This is a genomic window from Acinetobacter sp. 25-47-122 (genome assembly GCF_056779695.1).
Window position 1 is genome coordinate 151,804 of record NZ_JBWYIJ010000009.1, and the last position, 16,236, is coordinate 168,039.

Annotated in this window: 16 protein-coding genes and 1 riboswitch; of the genes, 4 read left to right on the top strand and 12 right to left on the bottom strand. The window is 38.6% G+C overall.

Annotation, left to right across the window (positions count from 1 at the left end; all coding sequences use genetic code 11):
* Positions 1 to 36: 36 nt before the first annotated feature.
* The 7 genes from AC1M9P_RS10170 to AC1M9P_RS10200 form a co-directional block, all read right to left on the bottom strand.
* Positions 37 to 1,281: a D-amino acid dehydrogenase gene (locus AC1M9P_RS10170; RefSeq protein WP_481587521.1), complete on the bottom strand. Its 1,245-nt coding sequence runs from the start codon at positions 1,279 to 1,281 to the stop codon at positions 37 to 39.
* A 139-nt stretch (positions 1,282 to 1,420) separates the two neighbouring features.
* A riboswitch (glycine riboswitch) is annotated at positions 1,421 to 1,509 on the bottom strand.
* 396 nt (positions 1,510 to 1,905) lie between these two features.
* A complete protein-coding gene (gene rodA, locus AC1M9P_RS10175) occupies positions 1,906 to 3,042 on the bottom strand; it encodes a rod shape-determining protein RodA (RefSeq protein WP_092766373.1) in 1,137 nt (378 codons plus the stop codon).
* An 82-nt stretch (positions 3,043 to 3,124) separates the two neighbouring features.
* A complete protein-coding gene (gene ispD, locus AC1M9P_RS10180; RefSeq protein WP_481587522.1) occupies positions 3,125 to 3,850 on the bottom strand; it encodes a 2-C-methyl-D-erythritol 4-phosphate cytidylyltransferase in 726 nt (241 codons plus the stop codon).
* Positions 3,816 to 4,205, bottom strand: a complete 390-nt coding sequence (gene ftsB, locus AC1M9P_RS10185; RefSeq protein WP_035263725.1) for a cell division protein FtsB — start codon at positions 4,203 to 4,205, stop codon at positions 3,816 to 3,818. Before ftsB ends, ispD begins: the two co-directional genes overlap by 35 nt.
* A 266-nt stretch (positions 4,206 to 4,471) precedes the next feature.
* Positions 4,472 to 5,761, bottom strand: a complete 1,290-nt coding sequence (gene eno, locus AC1M9P_RS10190; protein WP_180027787.1) for a phosphopyruvate hydratase — start codon at positions 5,759 to 5,761, stop codon at positions 4,472 to 4,474.
* A gap of 46 nt (positions 5,762 to 5,807) precedes the next feature.
* On the bottom strand, positions 5,808 to 6,665 hold the full coding sequence (kdsA, locus tag AC1M9P_RS10195; protein ID WP_035263729.1) for a 3-deoxy-8-phosphooctulonate synthase: 858 nt from the start codon (positions 6,663 to 6,665) through the stop codon (positions 5,808 to 5,810).
* Between the two features lie 32 nt (positions 6,666 to 6,697).
* On the bottom strand, positions 6,698 to 8,338 hold the full coding sequence (locus tag AC1M9P_RS10200) for a CTP synthase (RefSeq protein ID WP_481587523.1): 1,641 nt from the start codon (positions 8,336 to 8,338) through the stop codon (positions 6,698 to 6,700).
* A gap of 227 nt (positions 8,339 to 8,565) precedes the next feature.
* On the opposite strand from AC1M9P_RS10200, the gene AC1M9P_RS10205 reads away from it, so the two are divergent.
* Positions 8,566 to 8,964, top strand: a complete 399-nt coding sequence (locus AC1M9P_RS10205; RefSeq protein WP_481587524.1) for an internalin — start codon at positions 8,566 to 8,568, stop codon at positions 8,962 to 8,964.
* A 97-nt stretch (positions 8,965 to 9,061) separates the two neighbouring features.
* Here the strand turns inward: AC1M9P_RS10205 and AC1M9P_RS10210 are convergent, their stop codons facing one another.
* The 3 genes from AC1M9P_RS10210 to AC1M9P_RS10220 all read right to left on the bottom strand — a co-directional run bounded on the left by AC1M9P_RS10210 (position 9,062) and on the right by AC1M9P_RS10220 (position 12,791).
* Positions 9,062 to 10,162, bottom strand: coding sequence for a YheT family hydrolase (locus tag AC1M9P_RS10210; protein WP_481587525.1), 1,101 nt, complete (start codon positions 10,160 to 10,162; stop codon positions 9,062 to 9,064).
* A 50-nt stretch (positions 10,163 to 10,212) separates the two neighbouring features.
* Complete coding sequence (locus AC1M9P_RS10215; RefSeq protein WP_481587526.1) at positions 10,213 to 10,620, bottom strand: nuclear transport factor 2 family protein; 408 nt, start codon at positions 10,618 to 10,620, stop codon at positions 10,213 to 10,215.
* A 146-nt stretch (positions 10,621 to 10,766) separates the two neighbouring features.
* Positions 10,767 to 12,791 carry a 2,4-dienoyl-CoA reductase FMN-binding domain-containing protein gene (locus AC1M9P_RS10220; protein WP_481587527.1) on the bottom strand — a complete coding sequence of 675 codons (2,025 nt, stop codon included), beginning with the start codon at positions 12,789 to 12,791 and terminating at the stop codon, positions 10,767 to 10,769.
* A gap of 138 nt (positions 12,792 to 12,929) precedes the next feature.
* Between AC1M9P_RS10220 and AC1M9P_RS10225 the strand changes: the two genes are divergently transcribed.
* The 3 genes from AC1M9P_RS10225 (at position 12,930) to AC1M9P_RS10235 (ending at position 15,190) form a co-directional block, all read left to right on the top strand.
* Positions 12,930 to 13,472: a PadR family transcriptional regulator gene (locus AC1M9P_RS10225; protein ID WP_481587528.1), complete on the top strand. Its 543-nt coding sequence runs from the start codon at positions 12,930 to 12,932 to the stop codon at positions 13,470 to 13,472.
* 11 nt (positions 13,473 to 13,483) lie between these two features.
* The gene (locus AC1M9P_RS10230) at positions 13,484 to 14,392 is read left to right on the top strand and encodes an alpha/beta fold hydrolase (RefSeq protein ID WP_481587529.1); all 909 of its coding nucleotides are present in this window, start codon (positions 13,484 to 13,486) and stop codon (positions 14,390 to 14,392) included.
* A gap of 75 nt (positions 14,393 to 14,467) precedes the next feature.
* The gene (locus AC1M9P_RS10235) at positions 14,468 to 15,190 is read left to right on the top strand and encodes an SIR2 family NAD-dependent protein deacylase (RefSeq protein WP_481587530.1); all 723 of its coding nucleotides are present in this window, start codon (positions 14,468 to 14,470) and stop codon (positions 15,188 to 15,190) included.
* A gap of 9 nt (positions 15,191 to 15,199) precedes the next feature.
* On the opposite strand, the gene AC1M9P_RS10240 is transcribed toward AC1M9P_RS10235, so the two are convergent.
* Both AC1M9P_RS10240 and AC1M9P_RS10245 read right to left on the bottom strand, forming a co-directional pair.
* Complete coding sequence (locus AC1M9P_RS10240) at positions 15,200 to 15,868, bottom strand: DUF4349 domain-containing protein (RefSeq protein ID WP_481587531.1); 669 nt, start codon at positions 15,866 to 15,868, stop codon at positions 15,200 to 15,202.
* 54 nt (positions 15,869 to 15,922) lie between these two features.
* Positions 15,923 to 16,236, bottom strand: a 314-nt coding sequence (locus AC1M9P_RS10245; protein ID WP_481587532.1) for a hypothetical protein, incomplete at its 5' end; no start/stop codon positions are given.

The following is a 16,236-nucleotide window of genomic DNA, read 5'->3' on the forward strand; positions in this document are numbered from 1 at the left end:
TTGCCACAATAGCTTTCATGCTATTGTGGCTTTTCATTAAGCCGCTATTTTCTGTGAAATTTCTAAACTGATCATTGCAGCAGTTGCAGCTGACAGCGTCCAACCCAGATGCCCATGACCGGTATTATAAAAGACTCTCGGATGCTTTCCTTGTCTTACCACTGGCATCATATTCGGCATCATCGGTCTTAATCCAGCCCAAGGGACACAATGCTCAGTTGAAATATCAAAATTACGATTCACCCAATGAACCAAAGGTTGTATGCGATCCATACGGATGTCTCGGTTATAGCCATTAAATTCCGCAGTACCAGCAATTCTTAAACGACCTCGACCTAATCTCGACGTCACGATTTTTGCACTTTCATCCAATAAACTTACCCATGGTGCATGTTGTTGGCTATGTTCATCATTCAGCTGAACTGTAATCGAATACCCTTTCACCGGATAAACATTGACACGATCTCCAGCCTGTTGTGCTAAATGATAGCTTCCAACTCCACCACAAATAACCATTGCATCAGCTTGAATAAATCCATCGGGTATATCTTTATTTTTGGGATCACAAGCCCGATATTTAGCTGAAACTTGTTCTGTTGAATGATCCAGATTTAAATCTTCAACTTCTACACCGTATAAAAATTTCCCACCTTTATTCGCCACCACTTGGGCTAAATGCCTGGTGTATTTGTGTATATCTCCTGAGGCATCGTCAGGACAATAAAAACCACCGTAATATTCTCCCTTCAAACTTGGTTCAATACTGTGAATTTCTCCATTTGTAACTGCGTGACGCTCTAATCCACCTTTGCATAACAAATCATTCACTCTTATTGCGACATCATAATCCTGCTGATTATGATAAAAGTGCAAAATTCCACGCTTTTCCAAATCGAATTGAATATTTTCTTTCTGTGCAATTTCGAATAGCCGTTTTCTTGCCAATAATGCCAGCCTTACCGTTTCTTGTGTGTTGGCTTCGTAATGCTTGATATTACCCATAAATTCAATCAGCCAAGCGTATTTATGCAAATCAAAAGATGGGTTGAGTAATAATGGTGCATCTTTTTGGGTCATCCACTTGATACCCTTCAGTACCGTTGCTTTCTGATTCCACACCTCTGCATTACATGCAGAGAGTTGACCTCCATTCGCAAATGAAGTCTCCATTGCTGGGTATAAGTTTTTATCCAAAATCGTGACTTGATAACCAAGTTCTAACAATTCGTAGGCAGTGGTTATTCCTGTAATGCCAGCACCAATCACCATAATATGTGACATAAAAGCTCCTTGAAAATTTTATATTTTCAATGCCCCATCTGTCACGGTACCTGAGAGCTTCGGAAATCTTCATAACATATGATTATTTCCATCCCCTTCGGTGAGTCTAAACATCATTAGACTTCTCTCCAGATGATTGAGAATAATTACAGTCCTTTTGCCTGAGAGATTCCGGGGTCGTTGCTCCTTCGGCGGATCTACAGAAGACCTCTCTCCTGCAATATTCGTTTAATTCTTATTCAGCAATTAATATGCCATAGTTAATTTTTTTATACATCTACGAAAATCAATTTTAAAAAATATTTTTATACAAATGGATCACCAAGTTTAAGACAACAGCTAAGACAGGAATTTTTAGCTTGGGAAACGTTACAAAGATCATTGTTTAGCTCAAATTTTCTCTACCATCGATAAAAATTTAGTTATTACAAAAAAATGAGGAAATAAGTTAATTATTTTAGAGTTACTCTCTCAAATAGCATAGATCAACTTCCATCTACACTTTCATCTTCTTCAGCATAAAAGTGTAATGACTGATTAGAGCAATCATTGAAGCTCAAAGTTTCAATAGATGTGAGAGTAAGCAGAATGTGAGTTGAAAATTTGCTGTCAACCCTAGATGTTTTAGCGATGAGTATGTATAGACATTACAATGCCCATACCTGCAAGCGTTGCAATGACTGCCGTACCACCATAACTCATGAGTGGCAATGGATCACCCGTTACTGGAAGTATTCCACTCACCATTCCACTGTTCAAAAACACAAAGAAAAAGAAAGTTAAACCTGCCGCACCGGCATAAAGACGTCCAAAATTATGGAAGCTGTTCATGGAAATAATCAAACAACGAATAATGATCGCAGCAAAAATAACAAATAATACGAACACACCAAAAAAGCCAAATTCCTCTGCATAAGCAGACATAATAAAGTCTGTATGATGTTCGGGGAGATAACCTAAATGAGACTGTGTTCCTTCATTAAAACCTTTACCAAATAGTCCACCAGAACCAATCGCAATTTTAGACTGAATGATATTCCACCCTGCACCTAGCGGATCTGATTCAGGATCAAATAAAGTTAAAATTCGCTTTTTTTGGTATTCCTGTAGAAAGAAATTCCATAATAATGGTGCAACCACTGCAAACCCAGCGACCACAGCCCCAATCAAACGCCAAGAAATACCACTTAAAAAAATGACAAAAATTCCGGGAATAATTAATCCAATGTTTAAGTCAGGCTGTAATGCGACTAAAACAAAAGGAATCATCATCAGAAATAAAGCAAAGAGAATATGCATAAATTTGGGTGGTAAAGTCCGCAGACTGAAAAACCAAGCCATCATGAGTGGCATCGTAAATTTCATAAATTCACTGGGCTGCACACTCCCTAATCCAGGAATAGAAATCCAGCGTTTTGCGCCTAAGCGGACATCACCAATTAGCAATACCAAAAGCAGAAGCACAATCGAAAATGCATACAGATAAGGACTGACAATTTGATAAACTTTTGGAGGAATTTGTGCACAAATAAACAGCAAAATAAAACCGATACCAAAACTGGTCGCCTGACGAATCACCATGCTTGAATCATGATTGGTTGCACTATAAACAACCATGAGTCCAAAAGCTGCGTTTAATATCAAAAAACCAAGTAACCATGGATCTAAATGTAATTTAGTCCAACGTGACGAATCATGTTTGATTGTTCGTCCATCTCTCAAGGCATGACGCAAAAAACGGTACTGTTGTGAAGGTATCATTGGCTGAATTGCATATTCTAAGTGGCGTTATTATAAGACAATGTTTTGGCTATTTAAGCAAAGTCCCAAACATAAAACTAAATTATTTCGAGTCAGACTGTGACTGAAGAATCAGACGAGCAAGTTCTAAATCTTCAGGATAAGTAATTTTAATATTATCAGATCGTCCAATCACCACATCTACTGGATGATGAGCATATTCAAGCGCACTCGCTTCATCCGTGATTGTGATCTTGTGAGTTAATGCATGTTCAATCGAGGTTTTTAGCAATTTAATGGTCGACAATTGTGGAGTTTGTGCTTGCCACAATGCACTTCGATCAACAGTTTTTTCAATGGCACTCGACTGATCTACTCTTTTTAAAGTATCACGTACAGGCGTTGCTAAAATTGCGCTATGCTTAGATTCGATAACATGGCGAATTAAAGACTCTAAATTGCTCAAGCTGACACAAGGTCGAGCAGCATCATGCACAAACACCAGATCATTTTCATCTGCAATATTGGTTAAATACTTTAAACCGTTAAGTACAGAATCAACCCTCTCCTGACCACCTAAGCAGAAATGAAGGATTTCTGATTTAGCAAATTGAAGTGTCTGAGCAAATTGGTCATGCTCTGAGATTGCCAACACATAGCCAGCAATAGGCAATTGAGCAATACGTTCTACAGTATGCTCAAGTATAGTTTTATTCTGGATAATTTGATATTGCTTTAACGCTGATTTGGAAAATCGACTACCAGAACCTGCTGCCGGAATAATAGCCCATAATTTACGGTTGTTCAGATTCAGGTTGTCTAGACTCATTGGTTCTTAAATCTACGTTAGCATTTGGGTCGATGTAAATCGGCTTGTAATTCGTACTGATTGTACTCATTTGAATAAAAGTTTCATGAGGCTTAATTAAGCCAAGATCTAAACGTGCATGTTCTTCAATCGCCTCTACACCATTTTTTAGATCATATACTTCAGCAGCCAGAATACGATTACGCTCTTTTAACTCTTCATTTGTTTCAGCTTGTTGATTCATTTGCTGAAGTAGCGCCTGATGAGGGAAATATCCTCCTTCACCGAGCCAAAAGCGATATTGAAAGATGGCAATTAAAATTATTGCCACCAGCAAAATCACTTTACTTGAAGTAGTTTTAAAGACGTCTAACATTATATTTGAGGCTTAGTTAACATCATGAAATTAGAGCACTAATATACCCTAAAACAAAGAAAGGTAGTATGTGTAACTGTGTTAAATATGCAAATGTTAAACAAATTCACATTGATTGATTTCTTTTAAAAATATGTACTGTTAAATATCAAAAGTTATTGAATATTCTAGAGTCATTATATTTACACTTTTTATTTCATAGCTTAATAACAAAAAAAACCACTCTTTACAGAGTGGTTTTTTGAAATTCAAAATAATCTAAACGATTAATTTAAACCTTTAAACTCAGCTTTACCGCGGTAAATAGCATTCGTTAATTCTTCAATACGAAGTAATTGGTTGTATTTCGCTACACGGTCAGAACGGCAAAGTGAGCCAGTTTTGATTTGACCAGCACCAGTACCTACTGCAAGATCCGCAATTGTAGAATCTTCAGTTTCGCCAGAACGGTGAGAAATCACTGTAGAGTAACCATTTGCTTTAGCAAGATAGATCGCATCTAAAGTTTCAGTCAACGTACCGATTTGGTTATACTTAATCAGGATAGAGTTACCAACTTTTTCGTTGATACCACGTTGAAGGATTTTAGGATTTGTAACAAACAAATCATCACCAACCAATTGAATCTTGTCGCCAAGAATCGAAGTTAGGTAAGACCAACCTTCCCAATCAGATTCATCTAAACCATCTTCAATAGAGATAATTGGATATTGGTTTACAAGACCTGCAAGGTAGTCAGAGAATTGGTTGTTTGTGAATGCTTTATTGCCTTCACCAGCAAGGATGTACTGACCATCTTTGTAGAATTCTGAAGATGCACAGTCAAGCGCAAGCATAATGTCAGAACCCGCTTTGTAGCCAGTTTTTTCAATCGCTTCAAGGATAACTGTGATTGCTTCTTCGTTTGAACGTAAGTTCGGCGCGAAACCACCTTCATCACCAACAGCAGTATTTAAACCTTGTTTCTTTAAAACTGATTTTAAAGAATGGAAGATTTCTGCGCCTGCGCGAAGTGCTTCAGAGAATGAAGTGAAGCCAACTGGCTCAATCATGAACTCTTGGATATCAACGTTGTTGTCAGCATGTGAACCACCGTTTAAGATGTTCATCATTGGAACAGGCATTGTTAAAATGCTGTTGTTACGAAGGTCTGCGATGTATTGGAAAAGAGGAATTTTCTTTTCGTCAGCAGCAGCACGCGCAGCAGCCAAAGACACTGCCAAAGTTGCGTTCGCACCTAATTTTTCTTTGTTTTCAGTTCCGTCCAAAGCGATCATCGTATTATCGATGTCTTTTTGTTCGAATACTGATTTACCCACTAACGCGTCACGGATTAACGTGTTTACGTTGTTCACAGCTGTTTTAACACCTTTACCTAAGTAACGTGCTTTATCGCCATCACGAAGTTCTAAAGCTTCACGAGAACCAGTTGAAGCACCAGATGGTGCACATGCACGGCCAACTACGCCAGATGCTAAGATAACGTCTGCTTCGATGGTTGGGTTACCACGAGAGTCCAAAATTTCACGTGCACGAATGTCAACGATTTGGCTCATGAACAATTCCTCAGTTGATTAATAAAACGATGCGTCTAACGCTGCATCAGTGTGTATCTAATTTTTTGAAACCTTTAACCAAGGTATCCAATTCTTTAAGCTGAGCTAAGAATGGCTCAAGTTGAGACATTCGAAGAGCGCAAGGTCCATCACATTTTGCTTTTTCTGGATCAGGATGTCCTTCCAGAAAAAGACCTGCTAGACCTGTAGCCATACCCGCACGCGCTAATGTCGTAATTTGTGCGCGACGGCCACCTGCTGAATCTGCACGACCACCTGGGGTTTGAAGTGCATGTGTCACATCAAAGAAGACTGGCACATTCATTTCTTTCATGATGTCGAAACCAAGCATATCGACAACTAAGTTGTTGTAACCAAATGCTGAGCCACGCTCACATAAAATCAGCTTGTCATTCCCGGCTTCCAAACATTTATGCAAGATATGACGCATTTCATGCGGTGCTAAGAATTGCGCTTTTTTGATATTGATAATGGCTTGAGTTTTTGCCATCGCCTCAACAAGATCTGTTTGACGGCTAAGGAAAGCAGGTAATTGAATGATGTCAGCCACTTCAGCCACAGGTGCTGCTTGATATGGTTCATGAACATCTGTAATGATCGGAACATTAAAATGTTTTTTAATGTCAGCTAACCACTCAATTCCTTTTTCAAGACCAGGTCCGCGGAAAGAATTTAAGCTCGAACGATTTGCTTTATCAAAGCTTGCTTTGAAAACATATGGAATATCCAAACGTTTGCAAATATCAACATAAGTTTCTGCAATTTCAAAAGCTAAATCTTTTGATTCAAGTACATTCATTCCGCCGAATAATACAAATGGCAAATGATTTGCCATTTGTATATCGCCTAAACGTACAATTTCTTGTGCTTTTAATTGTGACATTTAAACTTCCTAGTTATGTCCTAAGACATTCATTATTTCGATTTTTGATACTGTTTTTTAGCAGCATCAATAAAACCAGCAAATAATGGATGACCATCACGTGGAGAACTTGTAAATTCCGGGTGGAATTGTACAGCAATAAACCAAGGATGTTGAGGAATTTCAACAGTTTCAACTAAACGTTGGATTGGTGAATAACCAGAAATTTTCATACCTTTTTCTTCTAAAGTAGGAATATAACGATTATTCATTTCGTAACGATGGCGATGACGTTCAATAATTTCTACTGAACCATACACTTCTGCAGTTTTAGTGCCTTCAACCAATTCTGATTTTTGAGCGCCAAGACGCATTGTTCCACCAAGGTCAGAATCTACAGAACGTTGCTGTACTTCACCACGTTCGTCTAACCATTCCGTAATTAAACCAATTAAAGGCGATTTAGTTGAACGGTTAAATTCTGTTGAGGTTGCATCTGCAATACCAGCAACATTACGTGCGTATTCAATGACCGCAAGTTGCATACCTAAGCAAATACCAAGGAATGGAATTCCATTCTCACGTGCGAATTTAATCGCTTGCATCTTACCTTCAGTACCGCGCTCGCCAAAACCACCAGGAACTAAGATTGCGTCAGCATCTTTCAACACTTCTGCTACATCTTGGCTTTCTAGTTCTTCGGCATTGACATAATCAATTTGAACTTTAACGCGGTTTTGGATACCTGCATGTAAAAGTGCTTCGTTTACAGATTTATAAGCATCTGGAAGTTCAACATATTTACCCACCATCGCAACACGAACAGTGTACTCAGGATTTAACAGTGCTTCTACGACATTATCCCAATCTGAAAGATCGGCTTCTGGTAAATCGTTATAACCAAAACGCTCGCAAATTAAATCATCAACGTCTTGTTCATAGAACGTACGTGGAATTTCGTAAATTGTGCGTGCATCTTTACACACCACAACTGCACGAGCTTCTACGTTCGTGAACAACGCAATTTTACGCTTTGTATCAGCATCAACATCGTGTTCAGTACGACAGATCAAAATATCTGGTTGAATACCGATTGAGAGTAATTCTTTCACTGAGTGCTGAGTTGGTTTTGTTTTCAACTCTGCAGCTGACTTGATATATGGCAACAACGTTAAATGCATCAGCATTGTGCGTTTGTGACCAAGTTCAACCATTAACTGACGAACAGATTCCATGAATGGGAGAGATTCAATGTCACCTACTGTACCGCCAATCTCAACAATAGCAACGTCATAGCCTTCGCCAGCGCGAAGAACACGTTCTTTAATATTGTCTGTAATGTGTGGAATAACTTGAACTGTTCCACCAAGGTAATCACCGCGACGCTCTTTATTTAAAACGTCTTGGTACACGCGACCAGATGTAAAGTTATTAAGCTTGGTCATTTTCGCACGACGCAAGAAACGTTCGTAATAACCCAAGTCTAAGTCAGTTTCCGCACCATCCTCTGTGACAAAAACTTCACCATGTTGGAACGGGCTCATCGTCCCTGGATCGACATTAATATATGGATCCATTTTCACCATGGTTACTTTTAATCCACGGGCTTCTAAAAGTGCAGCAACTGAAGCAGCTGAAATACCTTTACCTAGTGATGAAACAACACCACCAGTAACGAAAATAAAATGGGTCATTGGGTTTCTCGTACAATCGAGCCTAAATCGGCCTGCAATGTTGCGCAATTTTACTTTACTCTGTACCTATAAAGCAAAGTCAATCCGCATCAATTCAAAGAACAATAAACAATTGGTTATTCTATCATCATTTCCAATAAAGATTCACGCACACTTTCAGTGATTTTCATCTGTTAATTTGCTGTTATACTACGTCAGTCGATCTAGCTAGTTTGTTTTGAGCAACTATGAATAAAAAATTTTTAATCGGTGGTGCAATCTTATCTGCACTCCTCGTTACTGCATGTGTAAAAAAAGAAGCGCCTAAGGAAGAAGAACAGGAACAAACTGTTGAAACAACTGAACAGGCAGAACAAATTGAGAACATTGAGATTTCTGAACCAGAAATCGAACCTGAGCCACCAACTCAAGTTGAAATTGAGCATCAGGAAACAAACAATACGTCAGCGACTATTCGTCGTGAATACCGCGATGCTCCTGCACAAACGAATCCTGCCCCAGCACCAGCTGTTGAAAATGTAGAACGCCCTACACCTTCTCCAAGTGCATCAACAGGTGGTTCTCAATCTGAAGATGATGCTGTTGCCGCTGCTATTGCTGCTGCTACCCCTGCTTTAGAAAACTAATTTTCGAATTTAAAAAAACCGAGTGACAAGACTCGGTTTTTTTATGTCAACATAAATGAAAGTCAAATTGTTATTCATTTATAAACAACAAAAATTGTCAGGCTTTCTCTAATTCTAAAAAAAATTCTGCAATTAATTTGTGTGCCCAAGATTCTGGATTTTTATTACCTTCATAGAAACAGCAATGGCTTCCTTTTTTTGTGGTCACTACTGCCATGTTCGGCATATGTTGAATCACTTCTTTATAAGGCTCTAAATTGCGGATATGGCATACTGGATCGTCTTCCGAATTTAAAATCATCAACGGCACTCTAATGTTCTCAAAGACATAGATGGGATTTGTCGCTTTACAATATGCGTCATAATTTTCAAATCCAGCGAACTGATAATATGTTTTTTCAAAATCAAATAAATCTTTAGCAACACTCAGTTGCTTTAAACTTTCTAAATTTCGCCAATGTTGCTCATAAGGTTTTAAAAAATGTGCATTTAACTTTTTTGCCATCAAACGGCTATAAAAAGGATGAACATTTGAAAAACCAGTTTCCGTATTGTATCCAGGACAAAGTGCGAAAGCCGCTTGAATTGGTGTGGAGCTTTCTTCCTCACCTAAATATCGAACCAATAATCCAGTTCCTGCTGAAGACCCAACTGCATACAATTTAGAATATGGTAAGCGCTGTTGAATATGTTCAATCTGCTCTCTTAGATCTTGCGTGTTTCCAAAAAGATTAATTTTAGGAACTGAAAGTGGTAGACCTGCATGCCCTCGTCTTAAACACAATGCAATACGCCAACCAGTTACTTGATGTAAGTCTCTGACCAATTCTCTCATACTGGCTGGGCTTCCAGTAATGGTATGCAGCACTAAAATAGTAGGTGTTTCCGCAGGCAGATGCATGCCATACCAAGCAATACCCGTTGTTCCCCCATCAGACATTGTTAACTGTTCAATGAAGTCATATTCTAATTTTACGGTTTTCTTTCGAATTTTATCAAAATACACCAAGTGAGCATGCGTATTCGAGAGCCACGGCGTTGGTCTATATTTATAATGCAGACGTTTCAAGTTTGAAATCACATGCGCTAACTCACCTTGCGGATTAAAATAGATTGAAGGTATAGCTGCACCAGTAAAATAATCAAATTGGGTTTGAGTGAATTCCTGCACCCACTTGAAACGCTGATTAAGATTCATACAGACTCCGAATTTACTTACTCCAATTCATAAGCCAAAACATGCCTAATTTATTTTGGTAAAAATTGAGCCATACGTTGGCCCATTTGCAACGCCAAAGCTTCTAAACCACTTTTAGGCCGAATCATCACCTCAAAGTCAATAATTTGACCTTGCTCATTAAACTGGATCATATCAATCCCTTTTAATGTTTTTTCACCCACATTTGCGGAAAATTCAAGCACAACACTGAGCCCATCTGCTGTGTAGAACTCACGGTGATAACGAAAATTTTCAAAGATCTCAATCACATTGGTCAAAATAAAAGTAACAACTTGTTTGCCTGGATAGGGCTTAAATGCGACGGGTGATTTAAATACGACTTCTTCAGACAAAAGCTCATTCAATAGACTTAAATCATGCGTTTCAAGCATGTGGTGCCAACGTTGAATAGATTTTTGTGTGGTTTCGAGTGTCATTTTTATGTCCTTTTTGTTGTATCATTTCAACCTTTTAGAAGAAAAGGGAGAATACTGCGTCAAGGAGAGATCTCATTTAATTAAGTACCCTCTCCAAATCCTCTTCTCGCACTTTCATCTAGAATACAGGAGAGAAATTTTCTGGCTTAAATCTTGGCAGCCAATTCAGCACCTTGACGAATCGCACGTTTTGCATCTAGTTCACCCGCTTCTTTCGCCCCACCAATTAAATGAACTTTTTTACCTGCCTGCTCAAGTTGATCAAACATAGCCGTATATGATTCTTGACCTGCACAAATCACCACATGATCCACGTCTAAGACGGTAGTTTGTTCGTTTATTGTGATATGTAAGCCTTGGTCATCAATTTTGTTATACGTTGCACCTGGAATCATTTTTACATCGCGATTTTTTAATCCAGTACGATGAATCCAACCCGTCGTTTTACCCAAGCCTGCACCAACTGAAGTGGCCTTACGTTGTAATAAGTAGATTTCACGTGATGGCTGTTCTACTTGAGCAGGTTTTAAACCTCCTACATTAGAATATGATGTATCAATTCCCCATTCATCATAAAATTTTTGAGGATTCAAGCTTCCACTTTCCCCCTCATGGGTTAGATACTCAGCAGTATCAAAACCAATACCACCAGCACCAATAATCGCAACACGCTGTCCGACTGGTTTTTTCTCTCTTAAAACTTCGATATAAGACAACACTTTTGGATGATCAATTCCTTCAATATCTAAATGTCGAGGTGTCACACCTGTAGCGACTACAATTTCATCAAACTGATCTGTATTGAGCTCTTCAAAAGTTGCAGTATGGTTAAGTTTTAATTGAATTAAAGGCTGCAACTCAATTTTTCGCTTAAAGTAACGCAATGTCTCATAAAACTCCTCCTTTCCTGGAATCGTTTTTGCAATATTAAATTGCCCCCCAATTTGATCGGCTGCTTCAAAAATGGTGACCTGATGACCACGGTCAGCTGCATAAGTAGCAAAACTCAATCCTGCAGGACCTGCACCAATGACAGCAATTTTTTTAGGCGTATGGGTTTCTTTAAAAATGAGTTCAGTTTCATGACATGCACGTGGGTTAACCAAGCATGACGCAATTCTGAGTGAAAAAATATGATCCAAACACGCTTGGTTACAGCCAATACAAGTGTTGATTTCGTCACTTCTACCCTGTTCAGCTTTTAGTACAAATTCTGCATCTGCAAGCATTGGGCGAGCCATAGAAATCATATCTGCATGACCTGAAGCTAACACGTGTTCAGCCATTTCAGGGGTATTTATACGATTTGAGGTAATCAATGGAATATTGACTTCACCTTTTAGCTTTTCTGTCACCCATGTAAATGCTGCTCGCGGTACTTTCGTTGCAATCGTGGGTATACGCGCTTCATGCCAACCAATACCTGTATTAATGATAGTCGCGCCGGCTTTCTCAATTTCTTTTGCAAGATGGATGACCTCCTCAAGCGTTGAACCGCCCTCAACCAAGTCGAGCATCGAAAGTCTATAAATGATAATAAAGTTTTCACCCACCTCTGCGCGGGTACGTTTCACGATTTCAATAGGCAAACGAATACGGTTTTCATAACTCCCACCCCATTCGTCATCACGGTGATTGGTACGTGCTGCGATAAACTCATTGATGAGGTAACCTTCAGACCCCATAATCTCAACACCATCATAACCTGCATATTGAGCCAGCTTTGCACAGTTTGCAAAATCATCAATGGTTTGATGAACTTCAGCTGAGCTTAAAGCATGAGGTTTAACTGGATTAATTGGTGCCTGAATTGCTGATGGTGCAACATTTTCAGGCTGATATGAATATCGACCAGTATGCAAAATCTGCATTGCAATCTTACCACCAGCATCATGTACCGCTTGCGTAATGATTTTATGTTTCTCAGCTTCAGCAATCGAGTCTAATTTTGACCCTCCAGCAAAAGTCACACCAGCATCGTTGGGTGAAATTCCCCCCGTCACGATAAGACCGACCTGTCCTTGAGCACGCTCAGCATAAAATGCGGCCATACGTTCATAGCCACCTTCAACCTCTTCTAAACCTACGTGCATTGAACCCATCAATACACGATTTTTTAAAGTGGTAAAACCTAAATCTAGTGGTGCAAGTAAGTTTGGATAATTTGACATTCTGACCTCATGGCTCGCGTTTGCTTGCTATTATTGTGTGCTTCATGCAACTTGTTGCATAAATATATATTCTAATTTTGCTTTTTATGCAACATGTTGCATAATAAAGTTGATTCAAGATTTTACGATATATGATTTATGTCTTTAGCACATGTTTTGTTGACCAGTCTCATTGAAAAACCAAGTACAGGTATTGAACTTGCGCGTCGCTTTGACCGTTCTATGGGATTCTTTTGGAATGCAACTCACCAACAAATCTATCGTGAACTCAATGCTATGCAAAAAAAAGGTTGGATTTCGACTATTGATGAAGGCGATCCAAACTCGAGAAAGAAAAAATATAAAGTTGATGCTCTAGGTCGAACTGAACTTGCCAATTGGATGGTACAGCATAGTGAGCCTGCCCAACTCAGAGAAGAATTGATGGTGCGTTTAAGAGCTGAAGCACAATTAGGTGGTAATAATGTGTTGACAGAATTGGAATCTCATTTAGAGATTCATAAAAATAAGTTAAAAATATATCAAGCGATTTACGATAAAGATTTTGCCAATAAAGATAATGATGACCGTACACTCTATATTCATAAAATGATTCTTCAATTAGGCATTGAACTAGAGCAAGGTTGGATCAGTTGGTTAGAACGTGTAATTCCACAATTGAAAATAATGAATACAAAATAAAGGATATATCTATGCCATTTTTTACTATGCATGATAACGAAAAATTATATGTTCGTGAAATTGGTCAAGGTGAACCTGTTTTGGTGCTATCTGGTTTAGGAATGCAAAGTTGGCAGTGGATCCCTTTTTTTGCATTTAATTTAAAAAAATATAAATTCATTATTCCTGACTGGCGTGGTTTTGGTGGGTCTAAGCATTGTAAAATTCCAGATACTGATGCTATTTCAAGTCACTGGAACGATATTCAGGCATTGATCAGTCAACGCCCTAGACAACATTATAAAGTGATTGCTTATTCTATGGGGGCAACTACTGCCATGCATGGTATGCAATATGGTCAATTTGCTGATCAAATCAAAGCATACTTGCATATTGATCAAACCCCTAAAATACCTTCTGATGAAACTTGGAGTTTCGGGCTATTGGGCGATCGCTATCCAGAGTTCAAAAAGCTACTCATCGAACTTTCTTCTTTTTTACATCAACATGAAAATTATCAAAACCTGAGTGAATTACCTACTCACTTAAGCCGCGAATTAGTCGAGCTTTGGGTTAAATTTTTATCTTTACAAGATAATCATCAATTGAGCGCTAAAATTTTTAAAACAACGCTCAATCAACCGAAAATTCAAAAGTTAATCCTCCCTATGCAACGTCTCGACTATATGCGTTGGTACATTGACAACTATCTAAACCATAAAGAAGATTACAGAGCCGCGATCTCAAAGTTAGAATGCCCAGCAACTTTTTTTATCGGCGCTAAATCCGCACTCTATCCAGCGCAAGGGCAAAAGCTCATTGCTGAATCGGTTAAAAATCATCGTATCGTACTGTTTGAGCGCTCAGGGCATACGCCTTTGATCAATGAACCCATTAAATTCGCACAAGAAATTTCTAAATTTCTGAATCAAACTATATAAGCTCTAATGAATATTTGAATATTAAGTTGATCCAGACGTCATACGTGGGCATAAAATCAATAGGATGGAGATTGGATGAATCAGTCTAAAAAAAAGCTTGTGATTTTTTCGGGTGCTGGTATGAGTGCTGAAAGTGGTATCAATACATTTCGAGATAGCGATGGACTTTGGGAAAACCATCGCATAGAGGACGTCGCAACGCCTGAAGCTTGGCGTAACAATCCTGTTTTAGTACAGCGCTTTTACAATGAACGGCGAAAAAAAATTTTAGCATCTGAACCTAATGCAGCACATTTGGCGATTGCAGCACTTGAGCAACATTATGATATCCATGTGATCACGCAGAATATTGATGACTTACATGAACGCGCTGGTAGTAAAAAAGTACTGCATCTTCATGGAAATATAAGACTAGCCAAAACCTCGGGGCCAGATGCTCAATTCACAGACAAATTTTACACAATTGAAGGAATTGAACTGGATATTTCTCGTGACTTCTGTGACGCTGGATATCCGCTTCGTCCACATGTCGTATGGTTTGGTGAATCCGTTCCCGCTTTTGAAGAAGCAGAAGTGATTTGCCAGCAAGCTGAAATCTTTGTTGTGATTGGAACAAGCTTAGCTGTTTATCCTGTTGCAGGCTTAGTACACAGTATTTCACCAAGCTGTGATGCGTATTATATCGACCCTAAAGCCGATCTCGGCCGTGTGCCACAATACTATACATGTATCTCAAAATCAGCAACCGAAGGAATGCAAGATTTGGCCAAACTTCTTTCTTCAGTTCAGCCAAATTGAGGCATGGGCTTATTTGAGTTTATCAAAATAAGGTTTTAACCATCGATATAACAAGAAGCCAAGTAAGACAATCAAATACAAAGGCCAAATCATTAATAAAAACACCAAAAGATCGAGCACAAATTGCCAGCCATATTTGATGCTATTCCAAACACGCTGAATAAAGTGATCACCATTTAATCGCGCCACTGCATCAATATCAATATCAACCCTTTCTCGGACCAGTGTTGGTTGATTCAGTTGTAAACTGATCGTACTGAATTTAACACGGTCTTGAACTTCGAGTTGAGTGAGCAGTGTGATTTCATTCAAATGAGCTGATCGTGCTTGACTTGAAATAGTCTGTGCTTGATTCATTTTTTCTTGAAGAAGCTTCAATTCAAAACGTTGTGCACTATAGCGTTGCTGATTCAAAAAAAACATTAAAGGTAAAAGTTGATTAACAACATGTGGGGCACGCTCACTCGGTACACGTAGCACCATAAAAGATACAGGTTCAACTTTTTCAAATACTTTTACTTTGCCTTCTGAAATATTCTGACGTTTAAGATCAACCACATTGAAATCAATATCTTTTCTTTCAATAAATCCGCCAGCTTCAAGGGTTATTTTTTCAAACTCTAAACTGCTTTTCACCACATCTTTAACGGTAAAGTTAACTTGCGCCTCTCGAACCATACGACGAGTAAGATCAACCGAATTAACCTCTTGATTTAATATGACCTCAGGTTTTTACTCCTGGACGGGCAAAGTATTTGGTTCAGCTGCTTCTTGCATATCAACTTGCGTATCAGCAGTGTTTTCTTGAACTGCTTCAGCAGAGTGTTCCTCTATTTTTTTGAACAGGATGCCAGCATCATCGAACACAGCAGCGTGCTTATTACTATTCTTTTCATTCATTCTCTCTAAATTATAATGTTTGTATTGATAGCTCATAATTTTAATTATTATAAACATTAGATCTCTTTCATAAATCAAAAAACGATCTATTTCTTGCTGATTATTTGTACCGAAGAATTTTAAATATTCATGCATAATCTGCGGAT